This is a genomic window from Phaeobacter sp. CC-HEC084, from assembly GCF_059429255.1.
Map to the genome: position 1 here is coordinate 922096 of NZ_JCAIJQ010000009.1, position 14594 is coordinate 936689.

General features: G+C 60.6%; 12 protein-coding genes and 1 tRNA gene. 5 read left to right on the forward strand and 8 right to left on the reverse strand.

All coding sequences use genetic code 11. From position 1 onward, the window contains the following. Window positions 1-13: 13 nt before the first annotated feature. Window positions 14-89 (reverse strand) — tRNA-Thr (locus tag AC5SSZ_RS21590). A 359-nt stretch (window positions 90-448) separates the two neighbouring features. Between AC5SSZ_RS21590 and AC5SSZ_RS21595 the strand changes: the two genes are divergently transcribed. Then, entirely contained in the window at window positions 449-739 is a 291-nt protein-coding gene (locus AC5SSZ_RS21595) for a hypothetical protein (RefSeq protein WP_065272040.1), read from the forward strand. A gap of 66 nt (window positions 740-805) precedes the next feature. Continuing rightward, window positions 806-1327, forward strand: coding sequence for a hypothetical protein (locus tag AC5SSZ_RS21600; protein ID WP_274830015.1), 522 nt, complete (start codon window positions 806-808; stop codon window positions 1325-1327). Between the two features lie 49 nt (window positions 1328-1376). Here AC5SSZ_RS21600 and AC5SSZ_RS21605 read toward each other — a convergent pair whose 3' ends face one another. The 4 genes from AC5SSZ_RS21605 to ahcY form a co-directional block, all read right to left on the reverse strand. Then, on the reverse strand, window positions 1377-3428 hold the full coding sequence (locus AC5SSZ_RS21605; protein ID WP_495440001.1) for a DEAD/DEAH box helicase: 2052 nt from the start codon (window positions 3426-3428) through the stop codon (window positions 1377-1379). 250 nt (window positions 3429-3678) lie between these two features. After that, a complete protein-coding gene (locus AC5SSZ_RS21610; protein ID WP_065272042.1) occupies window positions 3679-4104 on the reverse strand; it encodes a hypothetical protein in 426 nt (141 codons plus the stop codon). 302 nt (window positions 4105-4406) lie between these two features. Then, on the reverse strand, window positions 4407-6503 hold the full coding sequence (locus AC5SSZ_RS21615; protein WP_495440003.1) for a molybdopterin oxidoreductase family protein: 2097 nt from the start codon (window positions 6501-6503) through the stop codon (window positions 4407-4409). A gap of 216 nt (window positions 6504-6719) precedes the next feature. Then, on the reverse strand, window positions 6720-8108 hold the full coding sequence (gene ahcY, locus AC5SSZ_RS21620; protein ID WP_065272031.1) for an adenosylhomocysteinase: 1389 nt from the start codon (window positions 8106-8108) through the stop codon (window positions 6720-6722). Between the two features lie 185 nt (window positions 8109-8293). Here ahcY and AC5SSZ_RS21625 point away from each other — a divergent pair, with 185 nt between their 5' ends. Then, window positions 8294-8890, forward strand: coding sequence for an HD domain-containing protein (locus AC5SSZ_RS21625; protein ID WP_495440005.1), 597 nt, complete (start codon window positions 8294-8296; stop codon window positions 8888-8890). A 9-nt stretch (window positions 8891-8899) separates the two neighbouring features. Here AC5SSZ_RS21625 and AC5SSZ_RS21630 read toward each other — a convergent pair whose 3' ends face one another. The 3 genes from AC5SSZ_RS21630 to AC5SSZ_RS21640 form a co-directional block, all read right to left on the reverse strand. Continuing rightward, window positions 8900-10087 (reverse strand): glycosyltransferase family 61 protein, encoded by a 1188-nt coding sequence (locus AC5SSZ_RS21630; protein ID WP_495440006.1) that lies wholly within the window; start codon window positions 10085-10087, stop codon window positions 8900-8902. A 26-nt stretch (window positions 10088-10113) separates the two neighbouring features. Next, window positions 10114-10668 (reverse strand): ActR/PrrA/RegA family redox response regulator transcription factor, encoded by a 555-nt coding sequence (locus AC5SSZ_RS21635; RefSeq protein ID WP_065272028.1) that lies wholly within the window; start codon window positions 10666-10668, stop codon window positions 10114-10116. A gap of 81 nt (window positions 10669-10749) precedes the next feature. Beyond that, complete coding sequence (locus AC5SSZ_RS21640; protein ID WP_065272027.1) at window positions 10750-11370, reverse strand: SCO family protein; 621 nt, start codon at window positions 11368-11370, stop codon at window positions 10750-10752. A gap of 145 nt (window positions 11371-11515) precedes the next feature. Between AC5SSZ_RS21640 and regB the strand changes: the two genes are divergently transcribed. Together regB and AC5SSZ_RS21650 are read left to right on the forward strand one after the other, a co-directional pair. After that, on the forward strand, window positions 11516-12913 hold the full coding sequence (gene regB / locus AC5SSZ_RS21645) for a sensor histidine kinase RegB (RefSeq protein WP_495440007.1): 1398 nt from the start codon (window positions 11516-11518) through the stop codon (window positions 12911-12913). Window positions 12914-13001: 88 nt separating this feature from the next. Further along, on the forward strand, window positions 13002-14549 hold the full coding sequence (locus AC5SSZ_RS21650) for a PAS-domain containing protein (RefSeq protein ID WP_495440009.1): 1548 nt from the start codon (window positions 13002-13004) through the stop codon (window positions 14547-14549). Window positions 14550-14594 lie beyond the last annotated feature (45 nt).

A 14594-nucleotide genomic window follows, 5' to 3' on the forward strand; every position in this document is an offset into this window, starting at 1 on the left:
TTGTATGGAGAGGTGGTGCCCCAAGACGGACTTGAACCGCCGACCTACTATTTACGAAACAGTTGCTCTACCGACTGAGCTATTGGGGCTACGCGGCTGATCATTTAGCTCCTCACTGCCCACCGCGCAAGGTAAAATCTCAAAGCAGAACAGGCACCAGAGGGCAGGAACGGCTGTGACGGCAAGGTGGCATAGTTGGGTCCCGGCGCTCGTCAGCGTTTCAAAAAACTAAGGCGGCGCGGAACCCGAAGGCACCGCGCCTGAAAATTTTTCGGTTCTAAAATAGTGTTCGGCTGCCACCACTCACGGTTTAACAAAAGCGGCCGGACGAAAGTTATACTACCGTACAATAATAACGTGTCAACATGATACCATTTGCTGTTTTAGGCTGTTCGTGTATTACACTCTTGTGACACACACTTGGCATTAAAAATTAATACAGGACGCTATGTCTGACATTTCCAAACTGACAGAGTTGCGAAAACTGATGCTCGATATGGAAAGCTCGATGGGGCTTCAGGAGCTGTCTACGGTTGAACGTGATGTGTACTACGCCGCGAGCGACTTTCCGGACACCTCCGACGGCGTGCGCACCAACACCATCCGGGCGCATGCCATCGTGGCCAGCATGTCGCGTCCGACATTTTTCCGGGCCTTGAAGTCGCTGGTCGGCAAAGGATATCTGGAGCAAAGCGGCAGCGCGAGCCGGGGGCGATATCTGGTGAAGGCACCCAAATAGGAACAGGGGGCGTCACACAGATGAAGGCGGGGACGGGATTTGAAAGCTCTGGCGACAGAAACAACAGTGGTTACACTGTGCTACCTGCTGGCTTGCCTGGTCGCCTTCGAACTGCTGATGCCGATCCAATTGAGGGTCTTTCCCGGCGTTGAAAGCGATTCCAGCCTTCTTTTCCTTCCACATGGGGTGAAGGTGCTTGCCGCCTGGCTGCTGGGATGGCGGGCAAGCATTGCCCTGTTTCCCGGCGTCTTTCTGGTTTTTCTGTACTTCTCAGGGGCCAGTGTTCTTGAACCGCCCCGGATCGCTGCAATGGCGATTGCGGTTCTTGTTCCGTCGGCCGTCTTTCACCTGATCAAACTGGCCGGATGGGATCTGTCGCCTTATTCCGGCCGCAGGCCACGCTGGGCCAGCATCATGTTTGCCGGATTTCTGGTTTCCGTGGTGTCTTCGGTGCTCAGCAATCTGGCCTTCCAAAGCCCGCCCCAGGATTACTTCGTTTACCTGATCGGTGACTTCTTTGGATTGTTCTTCTTGTCACTGATCCTGATGTTCCTGTTCCGCGCCCTGCGCAAACACCAGATGCGTTGAGCCTGTAAATCAGGGCAAAGACTGCGCTTTGCCCTGATGTCATCTCAGATCAGCTTTTAGGCCGACGGGGTTTTGCGGAACCGCCTTTTCCCGCCTTGGCCAGGGCCGCACGGGCCTTGTTCTTCTTGCTGTTCGGCTTACCCTTTGGCGGCGGCGGTCCCTTGGGGCCGCGGGTCGCGAAATGCGGTTTGCCGCCGTCCTTTTTGCGCAGGCTCTTGCTGGCATCGCCCGCGCCGGGCTTGCCTGCTGGTTTACTTGCAGGCTTGCTGCGCGGGGTTACCACAGCGTTCGGCTCGCGCGGGGCGGCGGCCTCGTGCTTCTTGTGACGGGGACGCTCGTCCCGGTCCGATTTGTTTGCGCGGGGTTTGCGCGGACCATCGGATTTGTCGAAGCCTGGCTTGTCATAGGACCGTTCACCGCGCCGGTCATCCGGGCGTGAGTCCTGACCACGATGCGGACGTTTTCCGCCCGGCTTCGGTCCGTCGAACTTTCTGGGGCCACCGGGGCGGCCTGCGGGACGTCCGGCGGGGATGTTCGGCGGGCTGTCCAGTTGCGTCAGCTTGGTGCCATCGTCCAGCACCATCTCGGTGCCAAGCGCCGCCAGAAATCCGGCTGCGCTGCTTTCGCGGATTTCGGCAAAGGTTTCATCCTGTTGGATGCGGATCGCACCGATATCGGATTTGGTGATATTACCGGCCCGGCACAGCATCGGCAGCAACCGGCGCGGATCGGCGCCTTCGTTGCGCCCTGCGGCGATCGAGAACCAGACGCTGGGACCAAAGGGTTCGCGCGGCTCGGGCTTGGCGTTTGCTTCGGACAGCTCTTCTGGGGCAGAGCGGGCACTGCGCCACAGCCGCAGATAGGCTGCGGCCAGTTGTTCTGCCGAGAAGGCTTCGCTCAGCTGTGTCACCATGGGCCGTTCGCTGTCGCTGACCGCTTCGTGCCAGGCGGGGTCGGCCAACATACGTTCGCCATCGCGCTCCGACACGGCCTCGGCCGAGGGTGCGTTGCCCCATTCGGCCTGCAGCTTGGCCATCTTCAACAGGCGCTCGGCCTTTTTGCGCGCCTTTGGCGGCACGATCAGCGCGCTGACGCCCTTGCGGCCGGCGCGACCGGTCCGGCCGGAACGGTGCAGCAGGGTTTCATGGCTGGAGGGCAGCTCGGCATGCACCACCAGATCAAGGTTCGGCAGGTCGATGCCGCGCGCCGCCACATCGGTTGCGACGCAGACGCGAGCCCGCCCGTCGCGCATGGCCTGCAGGGCATGGCTGCGTTCGGACTGTGACAGCTCACCCGACAGGGCCACGACCGAAAAGCCACGGTTCGACAGGCGTGTCACCAAACGATTCACCATGGCGCGGGTGTTGCAGAACACGATGGCATTGGGTGCCTCATAGAACCGCAGCACGTTGATGATGGCGTTTTCATCGTCGCGCGGCGCCACTGCCATGGCATGGTATTCGATATCGCTGTGCTGCGATTTCTCGGCGACGGTGGTGATCCGCATGGCATCGCGCTGATAGCTTTTTGCAAGCTGGGCAATTGCCGGGGGAACCGTGGCAGAGAACAGCAGCGTCTGGCGTTCTTCCGGGGCCTCACCCAGAATGAACTCCAGATCCTCACGGAAACCGAGATCGAGCATTTCATCGGCTTCGTCCAGCACCACTGCGCGCAGCTCGGACAGGTCGATGGACCCGCGCATGATATGGTCGCGCAGACGGCCTGGGGTGGCAACAACGATATGAGCGCCCCGGTCCAGCGCCCGGCGCTCATCCCGCATGTCCATGCCGCCCACGCAGGAGGCGACGGTTGCACCGGCCTCACCATAGAGCCAGCTGAGTTCGCGTTTCACCTGCAGGGCCAGTTCGCGGGTCGGTGCAATCACCAGCGCCAGCGGCAAAGCTGCCGAGCCAAAACGGTCTTCATCGCCCAGAATGGCCCCGGCAATGGCGAGGCCAAATCCGACGGTCTTTCCCGAACCGGTCTGCGCCGAAACCAACAGGTCCGCGCTGCCCAGGGCCGGATCGGTCACGGCCTCCTGAACGGGAGTAAGTTTGTCATATCCACGGCGCTCCAGCGCCATAGCGAGTGTCTGTTTCAAAGGAAGGTCTGCTTTTTTCTATAGGAGCGGAGGCGGCTCGGGAGGTGGCGCAAAATGCTGCGCCGGTGCCGACAATTGGCCGCGTATAGGGCATTCAGACCCGAATGTATAGCTATCTTGTCATCTGGCCGGTATGCGGCCAGCGCGGGGCAGCGATAAGCCGAGCTTGGCGTCAACCGCGCTACGCCGATCACCCGCCGTGCCCACATTCTGTTGCGGCTGACGGCAGGGCGCAGATTGTTGACGTTTTTCAGGACGGTGACAGGGACACCGGCTGTTTCAGGCTCACGCCAACCTTGGCCAACTGGGCGCCAAGCTCGTTGATGATTTCGTCCTGTTTGCTGCAATCCGCGATAATCTTGTAAAAGTTTTCGACGTCGTCTTCGTTCAGGACGGGCCGGGAATCGCACAGAGCGGTCGCGCCGTCTTGTTCTGGTGTCTCGGACCCAGTTACCATCAGGTCGCTGCGGGAAATGCCAAAGCACCGGTGCAGAACTTCGATACGAACCAGGCTTTCCAATGAATTCCGGTTTACCCTGATGCAGTCGGGCGCTTCATCCAGGCAAGTTTCAGCGCAGGCTGCCAATTTCTTCCATGAGATCAGCCGGTCGATTTCAGACAGAATTCTTTCTTGCCGCGTTGCCTTTTTCTTCCGTCCGAGCAGGTTCTGTATCATTGCAGACCGTCCTTCCGCTTGAATAAAAACCGGTTAAAAAACCGTTCGATTTCGATATAAACCAATCTTTATTTTGAGCGGGTTTGAGTCAATCTAGGGGGCCATGGGCAATCGTTCAGCCAGCACTCCCCTTTTGGCGGCGGCATGTACTGAACGGATACAAAGGGCCAGAAAGGGAGCAGCACCTATCCTTTTGTGCATTTGACAGCCCTTTTCTCGAGGTATCCCCAATCAGATTGGCCTGCGGGCCGGGACCGGGTCCAGCCCCGAGAAAAGGCCCCGGATATCGCCTGCTCTGTCGCCTATGCGATAGCCTTCACTGCCACCGGAACGCCGTTAAAGGCCGCATTGCCGCTGATGGGATCAATCCGGGTGTCATCCGTCAGATCATTGATCGAGACGGTCTGAACCCGGGTCGCCGTGGTCAGTTTCCCCTGTCGCTGTCCCCAGCCCTGCGGGATAGACACCACCCCCGGCGCAATCTCATCCGTCACCTCGGCCGGCATGGTGACCTGCCCGACGCGGCTGTGCACCGCAACGTCCATCCCGTCCTCGATGCTCAGCCGGTCCGCATCGGCAGGGTGCATCTGCACCGTGCAGCGGTTGCGCCCCTTCACCAGACGCTGGCTGTTCTGTGTCCAGCTGTTGTGGCTGCGCACCTGTCGGCGCCCGATCATCAGCAGCGGGTAATCATCGCTGACCGGCGGCTCAAAGGCCAGCAGTCGCGGCAAGTCAGCAAGGAACACCTCTGGCGCCAGATCCAGCTTGCCATCCGGTGTTTTCAGCCGCTCGGCAAGGCTTTCAACGAGCGGCCCCAGATCAATCGCTCCGGTCTCAGCACCCAGCATCGCGCCTGTCGTCACCCGATCGCCGTGGTATCCGCGCGGCAACAGCGCCGTCAGCGTCTCAACTGGCGAAGGGCCGATGCTGTTGCTGCCACTCAACCTCGCGGCCAGCCGGGCGATGACCTCCCACTCCTGCGGGTTGTCATTGGGCGGCGTAAACACCGGTTCGGCAAAGGCAGCGGTATTGCGCACGGCAAAACTGTGGAACACCATATCATAAACGTACTCTTCAAGCGCCACGGTGGCGGGCAGGATCAGATCGGCATGGCGGGTGGTGTCATTGATGTGCAGATCAATCGACATCATGAAATCCAGCTGCTCCATCGCCGCCCCGATGCGCAGCCCGTTGGGCGCAGTCAGCACAGGATTACCTGCCACGGTGACCATGGCTCGGATCTGCCCCTCGCCCGGAGTTTCCATCTCCTCGGCCAGGACCGAGACAGGGAACTCCCCGTTATACAGCGGCTGGCCGGACACCCGCGAGCGTTTCTCGGGATAGCTGCGCACGCGACCCTTGCGGCTGGTCATACCCACGTAATCCAGCGCTGGGGTGGTGAACATGGCGCCGCCCGGGCTGTCAAAATTGCCGGTGATAATATTGAGGGCATTGCCGGCCCATTGGCACAGGGCACCAAAGCTTTGTGTCGAGGCCCCCATGCGCGCATAGCATACCGCCGAACCGGCGCGGGCAAAATCATGGGCCAGGCTGCGGATGGTCTCTGCATCGATACCGGTCATTTTTGCCGCCAGATCCGGCGTGAACGGCTGCACCGCCTGTTTCAGCGCATCGCGACCCCGCACCACCGGATCCAGCGCACCGGGGCTGCCCAGACCTGCCGCAAAAACCTCATGGATCAGCGCCAGCAGCAGGAAGGCATCAGTCTCGGGGCGGATGAACAGATGCGCGCTGGCCTTTTCGGCGGTTTCGGTGCGTCTGGGGTCTACCACAACGCTGCGCCCACCGCGCGCGTGCAGCTCCTCCATCCGCTTGCCAAATCCCGGCGCGGTCATCATCGACCCATTCGACACCAGGGGATTGCCGCCGATGATCAGCATGAAGTCGGTGCGGTCCACATCCGGCACTGGGATCAGCATCGGATGGCCCAGCATGTGGATCGAGGCAACGTGATGCGGGATCTGATCCGCCGTGGCCGAGGAATAGCGGTTCTGCGTCCCCAGCGCCTTGACCAGTCGCGGCAGGGTCAGGAGGTTGCCGAACTTATGCGCGTTGGGGTTGCCCAGATAGGTCCCCACGGCGTCCTTGCCATGGGCCTCCTGCACCTCTTCGATCCGGGTTGCGGCATATTCCAGCGCCTCCTCCCAGGACACCGGTACGAACTGACCGTCCACCTTTTTCAACGGCGTGGTCACCCGGTCCGGGTCGGTGCGGAAATCCTGCAGGGCAATCGCCTTGGGACAGATATGGCCCCGCGACAGGGGGTCATCCGGGTTGGGTTTGATCGACACGACCTCGGTGTCGGTATGGGTAACGATCAAGCCGCACATGGCTTCGCATATATTGCAGGTCCGGAATTGTGTCTTTTGGTCGCTCATGGCTGCCTCCCCTGTTCCTCCCGGTCCAGCGGCGTGCAAAGCCACAGGGACCAGGGTTAGCCTAGACCAGCCGTCGTCACCTTGTCAGAGGCTTATCCAGCCTCTTTGCGGTTTCGACCAAACGTCATCTCGCAGTTTCTGCGCCCTATCGAAGCCAAAACAAAAAAGCCCCCGCATGATTTGCGGGGGCTTTGTGGTGTTCTGCTGTGAGGCCGGTCAGTAGCGGTAGTGTTCCGGCTTGAAGGGGCCTTCGGGGGTGACGCCGATATAGGCGGCCTGCTCGGGGCTGAGCGTGGTCAGCTTGACGCCGATACGCTCCAGATGCAGGCGGGCGACCTTCTCGTCCAGATGCTTGGGCAGGATGTAGACCTCGTTTTTATACTCCTCACCGCGGGTCCACAGCTCGATCTGCGCCAGAACCTGGTTGGTGAAAGAGGCCGACATCACAAACGACGGGTGACCGGTGGCATTGCCAAGGTTCAACAGGCGCCCTTCGGACAGAAGGATGATGCGGTTGCCCGAGGGCATCTCGATCATATCCACCTGTTCCTTGATGTTGGTCCACTTGTGGTTCTTGAGGTTCGCCACCTGGATCTCATTGTCGAAGTGGCCGATGTTGCCGACGATGGCCATGTCCTTCATCGCGCGCATATGCTCGATGCGGATCACGTCCTTGTTGCCGGTGGTGGTGATGAAGATATCGGCGCTGGAGACCACGTCTTCCAGCAGCACCACCTCAAAGCCGTCCATCGCCGCCTGCAGAGCGCAGATCGGGTCCGCTTCGGTGACCTTCACGCGGGCCCCCGCGCCGCGCAGAGAGGCAGCCGAGCCTTTGCCCACGTCGCCGTAGCCGCAGACCACCGCGACCTTGCCGGCCATCATGGTGTCGGTGGCGCGGCGGATGCCGTCGACCAGGCTTTCCTTGCAGCCGTATTTGTTGTCGAACTTCGACTTGGTGACCGAGTCATTGACGTTGATCGCCGGGAAGGGCAGCTGACCCTGTTTCACCAGCTCATAAAGACGGTGCACGCCGGTGGTGGTCTCTTCGGAAACGCCCTTGATCGCGTCGCGGGTCTTGGTGAACCAGCCGGGGCTTTCCTTCATGCGCTTCTGGATCTGCGCCTTGATCGCGGCTTCTTCCTCAGAGCCGGGCACCGGGATGATGTCCTCACCTGCTTCGGCGCGGGCGCCCAGCAGCACGTAGAGCGTCGCATCGCCGCCATCGTCGAGGATCATGTTGGCGCCTTCGGCGAACTGGAAGGAGCGGTCGAGGTAATCCCAATGCTCTTCCAGGGTCTGGCCCTTGATGGCGAAGACGGGAATGCCTGCCTCGGCAATCGCCGCAGCGGCGTGATCCTGGGTCGAGAAGATGTTGCAGGATGCCCAGCGGACATCGGCGCCAAGCGCCACCAGGGTTTCGATCAGAACCGCGGTCTGGATGGTCATATGCAGGGAGCCGACGATGCGGGCGCCCTTCAGCGGCTTGCTGTCCCCGTATTCCGCGCGCAGGGACATCAGCCCCGGCATTTCGGTTTCCGCGATATCCAGTTCCTTGCGGCCAAACCCGGCCAATGCGATGTCTTTGACGATGTAATCCGTGCCCATTGGCAACTCCATTCTGGCTCAGCCTCAACTTGGCCACGCACTTAACACCGCAACGCTTTACAAGCAATAAAACCACCCAGAGCAGAGGTGTGCCCCGGACCAAATGCCACGCAATTCAGGATTTGCACGCTGGGTGCCAAGCGGCTAGGCACAGGTAGAACCTCTGTAAGAGCCGGACCCGACCGATGCCTCCAAAACCTGCCCGCGCCTGGCAACGCATGCTGTCAGGGCGCCGACTGGATCTTCTGGATCCCACGCCTGTCGACATCGAAATCGAGGATATCGCCCATGGGCTGGCCTTTGTGGCGCGCTGGAACGGGCAAACCAAGGGTGATTTCGCCTATTCGGTGGCCGAACATTCGCTGCTGGTCGAGAGCTTGTTCACCCGTCTTTATCCCAAGGCGCCCGTTAAATGGCGCCTGGCCGCGCTGCTGCACGATGCCCCGGAATATGTGATTGGCGACATGATATCCCCGGTGAAGGCAGCAGTCGGTCCCGGGTATGAGGATCTGGATCAGCGGCTGACTACGGCCATCCATGTCCGTTTTGGCCTGCCCGCCGCCCTGCCAAAGACCATCAAATCCAAGATCAAGCGCGCCGACAAGATCAGCGCCTGGATGGAGGCGGTTCAGATCGCCGGGTTTTCGGAGATGGAGGCCAACAAGTTCTTTGGCCGCATCGACCCGCAGATCACGGGCGATCTGTCTATCGACCTGCGCCCGCCGGTCGAGGTGCGCCGTGATTTTGTCAGCCGCCATGCAGAGTTGCTGGCGCAGCTTTAGGCCACTACCTCAGGCGTTGGCGGTTTTGGCCGCCCGCCGGGCCCGGCGGGCGCGGCGCATTTCGCGGATCCGCTGCTGTTTGAATTCGGGCGATTCCACGAAACGGTCGCTGCCGCCAAGCCCCTTTTCGACAAGGATCTGTTGCCGCTGATCGTCGCTCAGCACCGGCCATTGCGCATCAGCAGAGATGAATCCATGCGTGGCAAGAGCCCGGCCGATCACCGAATGGTCGATCTCGCCAAAGCTGTTGCGGCTCGACTTTGGCTTGTTGACCGGCACCCATTCAGTGCGAAGCGCGCCAATCACCAGCGGATTGCATTTGCAGAAATGCGCTACATTCATCGCCAGCAGATTATTGGCGCCGGATTGGCGCCGCAGGACCATCGCGACCTTCTGATCCGGCCTTCCTACCATGGCAAAGAGATGCAGCGCCGAGCCATCCGCCGCGATCACCCGTTTCGCCGCCTTGTAGCGCGCCAGCTGCTCGGTCAGGCTGTGCTCCTGCGGGTGGAAAATCTCATAGCCTTCGGCCTGAAGCAGCTCTTCCATCTGCTCTTCGCCCAGAAGACCGCCCTTGCTGAGGCCCAGTTTCGAACGGGAGATATAGAGCTTTTCAGGGCCTTCAGGGGTCACATCCCGGGCAAAGCGGCTGTGCACCGCATTGCGGAACTTGCGGGTGCCACGAGTGATATGGCCAAGGCCAAACCCCTGCCCTGGCACCACCAGTTCCTCAACCTGGGTCGGTTCAGCCGCAACCCGGATTGGCAGGCCCGGCGCAAAGAGATTGATGAACTCGCGCTGAAAGCCGCGCGTTTCATCGCCCACAGCCGGGCGTTTGGGGATGAACAGGATGCCGTCCACCGGCTGATCCAGATGTGGCAGCGCCCAGAGCCGGGACGAGCTTTCCACCAGGAAATGCCCGAAATGCGCCCAGAGCACCCCGCCCCAGAGCCAGCGCCCCGGCAGGGTTGCGTTGACCTCACTCGGCGGGTCGGGCTGCACGGTGATCGGGCGGTATTTGCGCCAGAGCGCGGCCTTGGCGCAGTAATCACCAGAAGCGGTCAGAACACCGGCCTTTTGCACCAGCGCACTGTCGACCGGCGGGATCACGCAGGCATCGCGCAGGGTCTCAATCTCCTCGGACCAGCCCCCGTCGGGCAACGGCTGATCTTCGGGTCCGGCGCCTTGCTCTGTCATGTGTGGTCCTCGCCTGGGGGTTGCCTTTACTTGGGGCTGCGTTTGGCGAGGATCCGCTGCAAGGTCCGCCGGTGCATGTTCAGCCGCCGAGCGGTTTCGGACACGTTGCGGTCGCAGAGTTCATAGATGCGCTGAATATGCTCCCAGCGCACGCGGTCCGCGCTCATCGGGTTTTCCGGTGGCGGCGGCAGTTCATCCGCCGAGGCCAAGAGCGCATTGGTGATATCGGTCGCATCCGCCGGTTTTGACAGGTAATCGGTGGCGCCGATCTTCACCGCAGCAACGGCGGTGGCAATGGCGCCATATCCGGTCAGCACCACAACCCGGCTGTCGGGACGTTTTTCTCGGATCACCTCGACCACATCCAGACCGTTGCCATCCTCCAGCCGCAGATCGACAACCGCATACGCTGGGGGCCGGGCGGTGGCGATGGCGCTGCCGGCGGCGACGGATCCGGCGGTCTCAATCTCGAAACCGCGCTTTTCCATCGCTTTGGCCAGGCGGCGCAGAAACGGTTCATCATCATCGACCAACAAGAGCGATTTGTCGGGTCCGATGTCCCTTTGCGTCGCTTCGACCATGCCCGCTCCTCCGCGTTCGTTCAGCAAATTCTTGTTTTGGATATTAAACGCCGGGTGGCAAAGGTCAAATGCCAGACACCGTTACATGTTATCAATGAAACAGCCGATCTTGTCTGCCACCTGCTCGGGCGTCTCATCGCGGCGGAAGAATTCGACAAACCCGTCTTCCGGCAGCACCAGATAGGCAAAGGTGGAGTGATCGACCAGGTAATAGTCCTCATCCCCGTCCTGTTTCTTGTAATAGGTCTTGTAGGCCTGGCTGGCCGCCTTGACCTGCTCGGCCGATCCGGTGAGACCGATCATCTTTTCATGCATGTTGTAGGCAAAATCGCCAACCACCTCGGGGGTGTCGCGGTCCGGGTCGATCGAGATGAACACCGGTGTCACGCTGTAACCGCGTTCATCCAGCACATCGATGGCCTCGGCATTGCGGGACACATCCAGCGGGCAGACGTCGGGGCAGAAGGTATAGCCAAAGTACAGCAGCGATGGTTCGGTAATGACATCCTTGTCGGTAACCGTCTCACCCTTGGAATTGACCAGTTCGAACGGCCCGCCAATGGTGTCTGCGCCACCGGCAATCTTGCTGCTGCGGCACTGGGCGAATTTGTCATCGCTGTCCCCTGGGCGGGTCAGGAACCAGGTGCCGCCGGCAAGGGCAGCAATGAACAGGGCAGCAAGAAGGGCATATAGGCGGGTCATGTGATCACACTTTGCGAACGGGAAGGGTTGTTGATCGTTTCGGGCGCGAGACCTATCAAGAAACTCAGCCGATGCAACTGCACACGGCGTCACACCGCCGATCGGCGCGGGAACGTGATAATGCGCCGCAGATCAGGAGGCCCAGATGAGCGAGACCCAATTCGGCCTGATGCATGGCCAGGAACGCAGCCACTGGATCCGTTTGCGGACCCTGATCCTACTGCGCTGGGTAGCCATCGCCGGGCAGATCATTGCGATCCTGGTGGCGCAGTACATGTACAATCTGCAACTGGTGCTGCCGCTGTGTTTTCTGGCGGTCGGCATCGCGGTCACCGGAAATCTTGTCGCCACCCTGATGTTCCCCGAGAACAAGCGCCTGTCGGAATTCGAAAACTTCCTGATGGTTCTGTTCGATCTGATGCAGCTGGCGTTTTTGCTGAGCCTGACCGGCGGTCTGCACAATCCCTTTGCCCTGCTGGTTCTGGCGCCAGTGACAATATCCGCTGCCATGATGGGGCTGCGCTCAACCCTGATCATTGGCGGTACTGCCATCATGCTGGTGACTATGATGGCCGAATTCCATATTCCCCTGCGCACCGAACAGGGGTTCCTGCTGCGGGTTCCGGATGTCTTTGTCTTTGGCAACTGGACCGCCATCGTCATCGCCATCCTGTTCATCGGGTTCTACTCCTTCCGGATCAGCACCGAGATCCGCAGCATGTCGGACGCGCTTTCTGCCACCCAGCTGGCCCTGTCGCGTGAGCAAAAGCTGACCGACCTTGGCGGCGTGGTCGCTGCCGCCGCGCATGAACTTGGCACACCGCTGGCCACCATAAAACTGGCCAGTGCCGAACTGTTGGATGAATTGGACGACCGCCCCGACCTGCGCGAAGACGCCGCCCTGATCCGGGAACAGGCGGACCGCTGCCGCGATATCCTGCGCAGCATGGGCCGGGCCGGCAAGGACGACTTGCATCTGCGCCAGGCGCCGCTCTCGACCGTCATCCACGAGGCCGCCGAACCCCATATGGACCGCGGCACGACGGTCGTGTTTCACGAAGCCCCGCTTGAGGACGGCAGCCTGCAGCAACCCACCATCCTGCGCAAACCCGAGATCATCCACGGTCTGCGCAACCTGGTTCAGAACGCGGTGGATTTCGCAGGCAGCACCGTCTGGATCGACGCCGCCTGGGACGACGAAAAGATCGAGGTTCGGATCAGCGACGACGGGCGCGGGTTCCCCTCTCAGATGCTGGGCCGGATCGGCGATCCCTTCATGAAACGGCGGCGCAGTGGATCTGATCGGCGCAAACGCCCCGGTTACGAAGGCATGGGGCTGGGCCTGTTCATCGCCAAAACCCTGCTGGAACGCAGCGGCGCCAACCTGCGGTTTACCAATGGATCGGCCCCGCTTCCCGGACTAATACTGCCAAAAGAACGCCGGGGTGCCATCGTTGAAGTCTCCTGGCCGCGTGACAAGGTCGACGCGCTCAAGGGCGAAAATGCCGTTCCAACCGGGAAAAACCAGAGAATTGAAATTTAACTGTTCACTTTTTAGCAACCAATTAAACTTCATTTAACCATTTTTAAGCAACCATTGATAAAGCGATACGCGAGCAAGGCAGGACAACATGCAGAACATCGTTTCAATCGAATGGCTAATCTTGGCAACCCTCTGCGCCGCCACAGCCGCGGCAGCCGTGTGGTGGTTGTCTCCCGGCGCGCGCTCCAAATCGCTGGAGCAGGATCTGTTGTCCAGCGACGGGCGCACTGATGCGGTCTTCCTGTTTGACGACACCAACCTGATCGGCTGGTCCTCGGGCGCACGCAAATTCATTGGCGAACACACCGAGGCGTTCAGCTGGAACATGCTGCGCGACCAGCTGGCGCGCAATTACCCCGGCCTGCCGCAATCGCCCGGATTTCTGAAAGATGTCGGTCCCCTTGTCCTGTCGGGCACCGAATCCGCCGAAAGCCGCGAAGCGCATTGTGAATGGATCGACGGTATTACCCGCGTGCAGCTGCGCCGCTCGACTCTGGAAGAGCAGAACAGATCGCAGGATCAGGAACTGACCACCCTGCGCGCAGCCGTGCATCAGGCCCCTTATCCGGTCTGGCTGCAATCGGATGAAGGCGCGATCACCTGGTCCAACCTGGCCTATGACAACCTTACCCATAAAATCCGCGGTCGCGACGTGGATGTGTCGGTGCCCCTGTTCACCGATCTTGAAGAACCCAAATCCAGCGGCAAACCGGAACGGATTTCCATCCCGCTGCCCGACAGCAACAAGCAGCTGTGGTACAATATCTCGACCACTCAAACCGAAGCCGGCTGGCTGTGTCACGCTGTCGATGTGAATGCGGTGGTAGATGCCGAAATCGCCCAGCGCAACTTTGTGCAGACTCTGGCAAAAACCTTTGCCCAGCTGTCCATTGGTCTGGCCATCTTTGATCGCAACCGCCAGCTGGTCCTGTTCAATCCGGTGCTGATCGACCTGACCGCGCTGCCGCCCGATTTCCTCAGCTCCCGTCCCAACCTGATGAGCTTTTTCGACCGTCTGCGCGACCAGCGCATGATGCCTGAGCCCAAGAATTACTCCAGCTGGCGCCACCAGTTCGAAGACCTGCTCGAGGCCGCTGCTGAAGGCCGGTACAAGGAAACATGGTCGCTGCCCTCGGGTTCGGTCTATTCGGTCTCTGGCCGCCCGCATCCCGATGGTGCCATTGCCTTCCTGTTCGAGGACATCACCGCCGAAGTGACCCTGACGCGTCAGTTCCGCTCGGAGCTGGAAATGGGGCAGTCGATCATGGACCAGATGGACGAAGCCATCGCTGTCTTTGCCAATGATGGCAGCATGACTTTCTCCAACGCCGCCTATCATCAGATGTGGAAAATGGACCCAGACGCCAGCTTTGCCAAAGTGTCGATCATGGATGCCAGCCGCGTCTGGCAGGACACCTGCGCCCCGACACCGGCTTGGGGAGAGATCCGCGATTTCGTCGCAGCCAGCGATGCGCGCGACCCCTGGTGGGCAAATGTGAAACTGCGCGACGGCACGCCGCTGATGTGCAAGGTCACCGGCATCCAGAACGGCGCCACCATGGTCAGCTTCTGCAATCCGCAGACCAGCCTGCCCTGCGCCGAACAGGAACGCTTTGCCATCTCTGATCACAGCTGAGCAGGACTGCAAGCCGGGCACCCCCAAGGGCAATCCCGCTTGCAG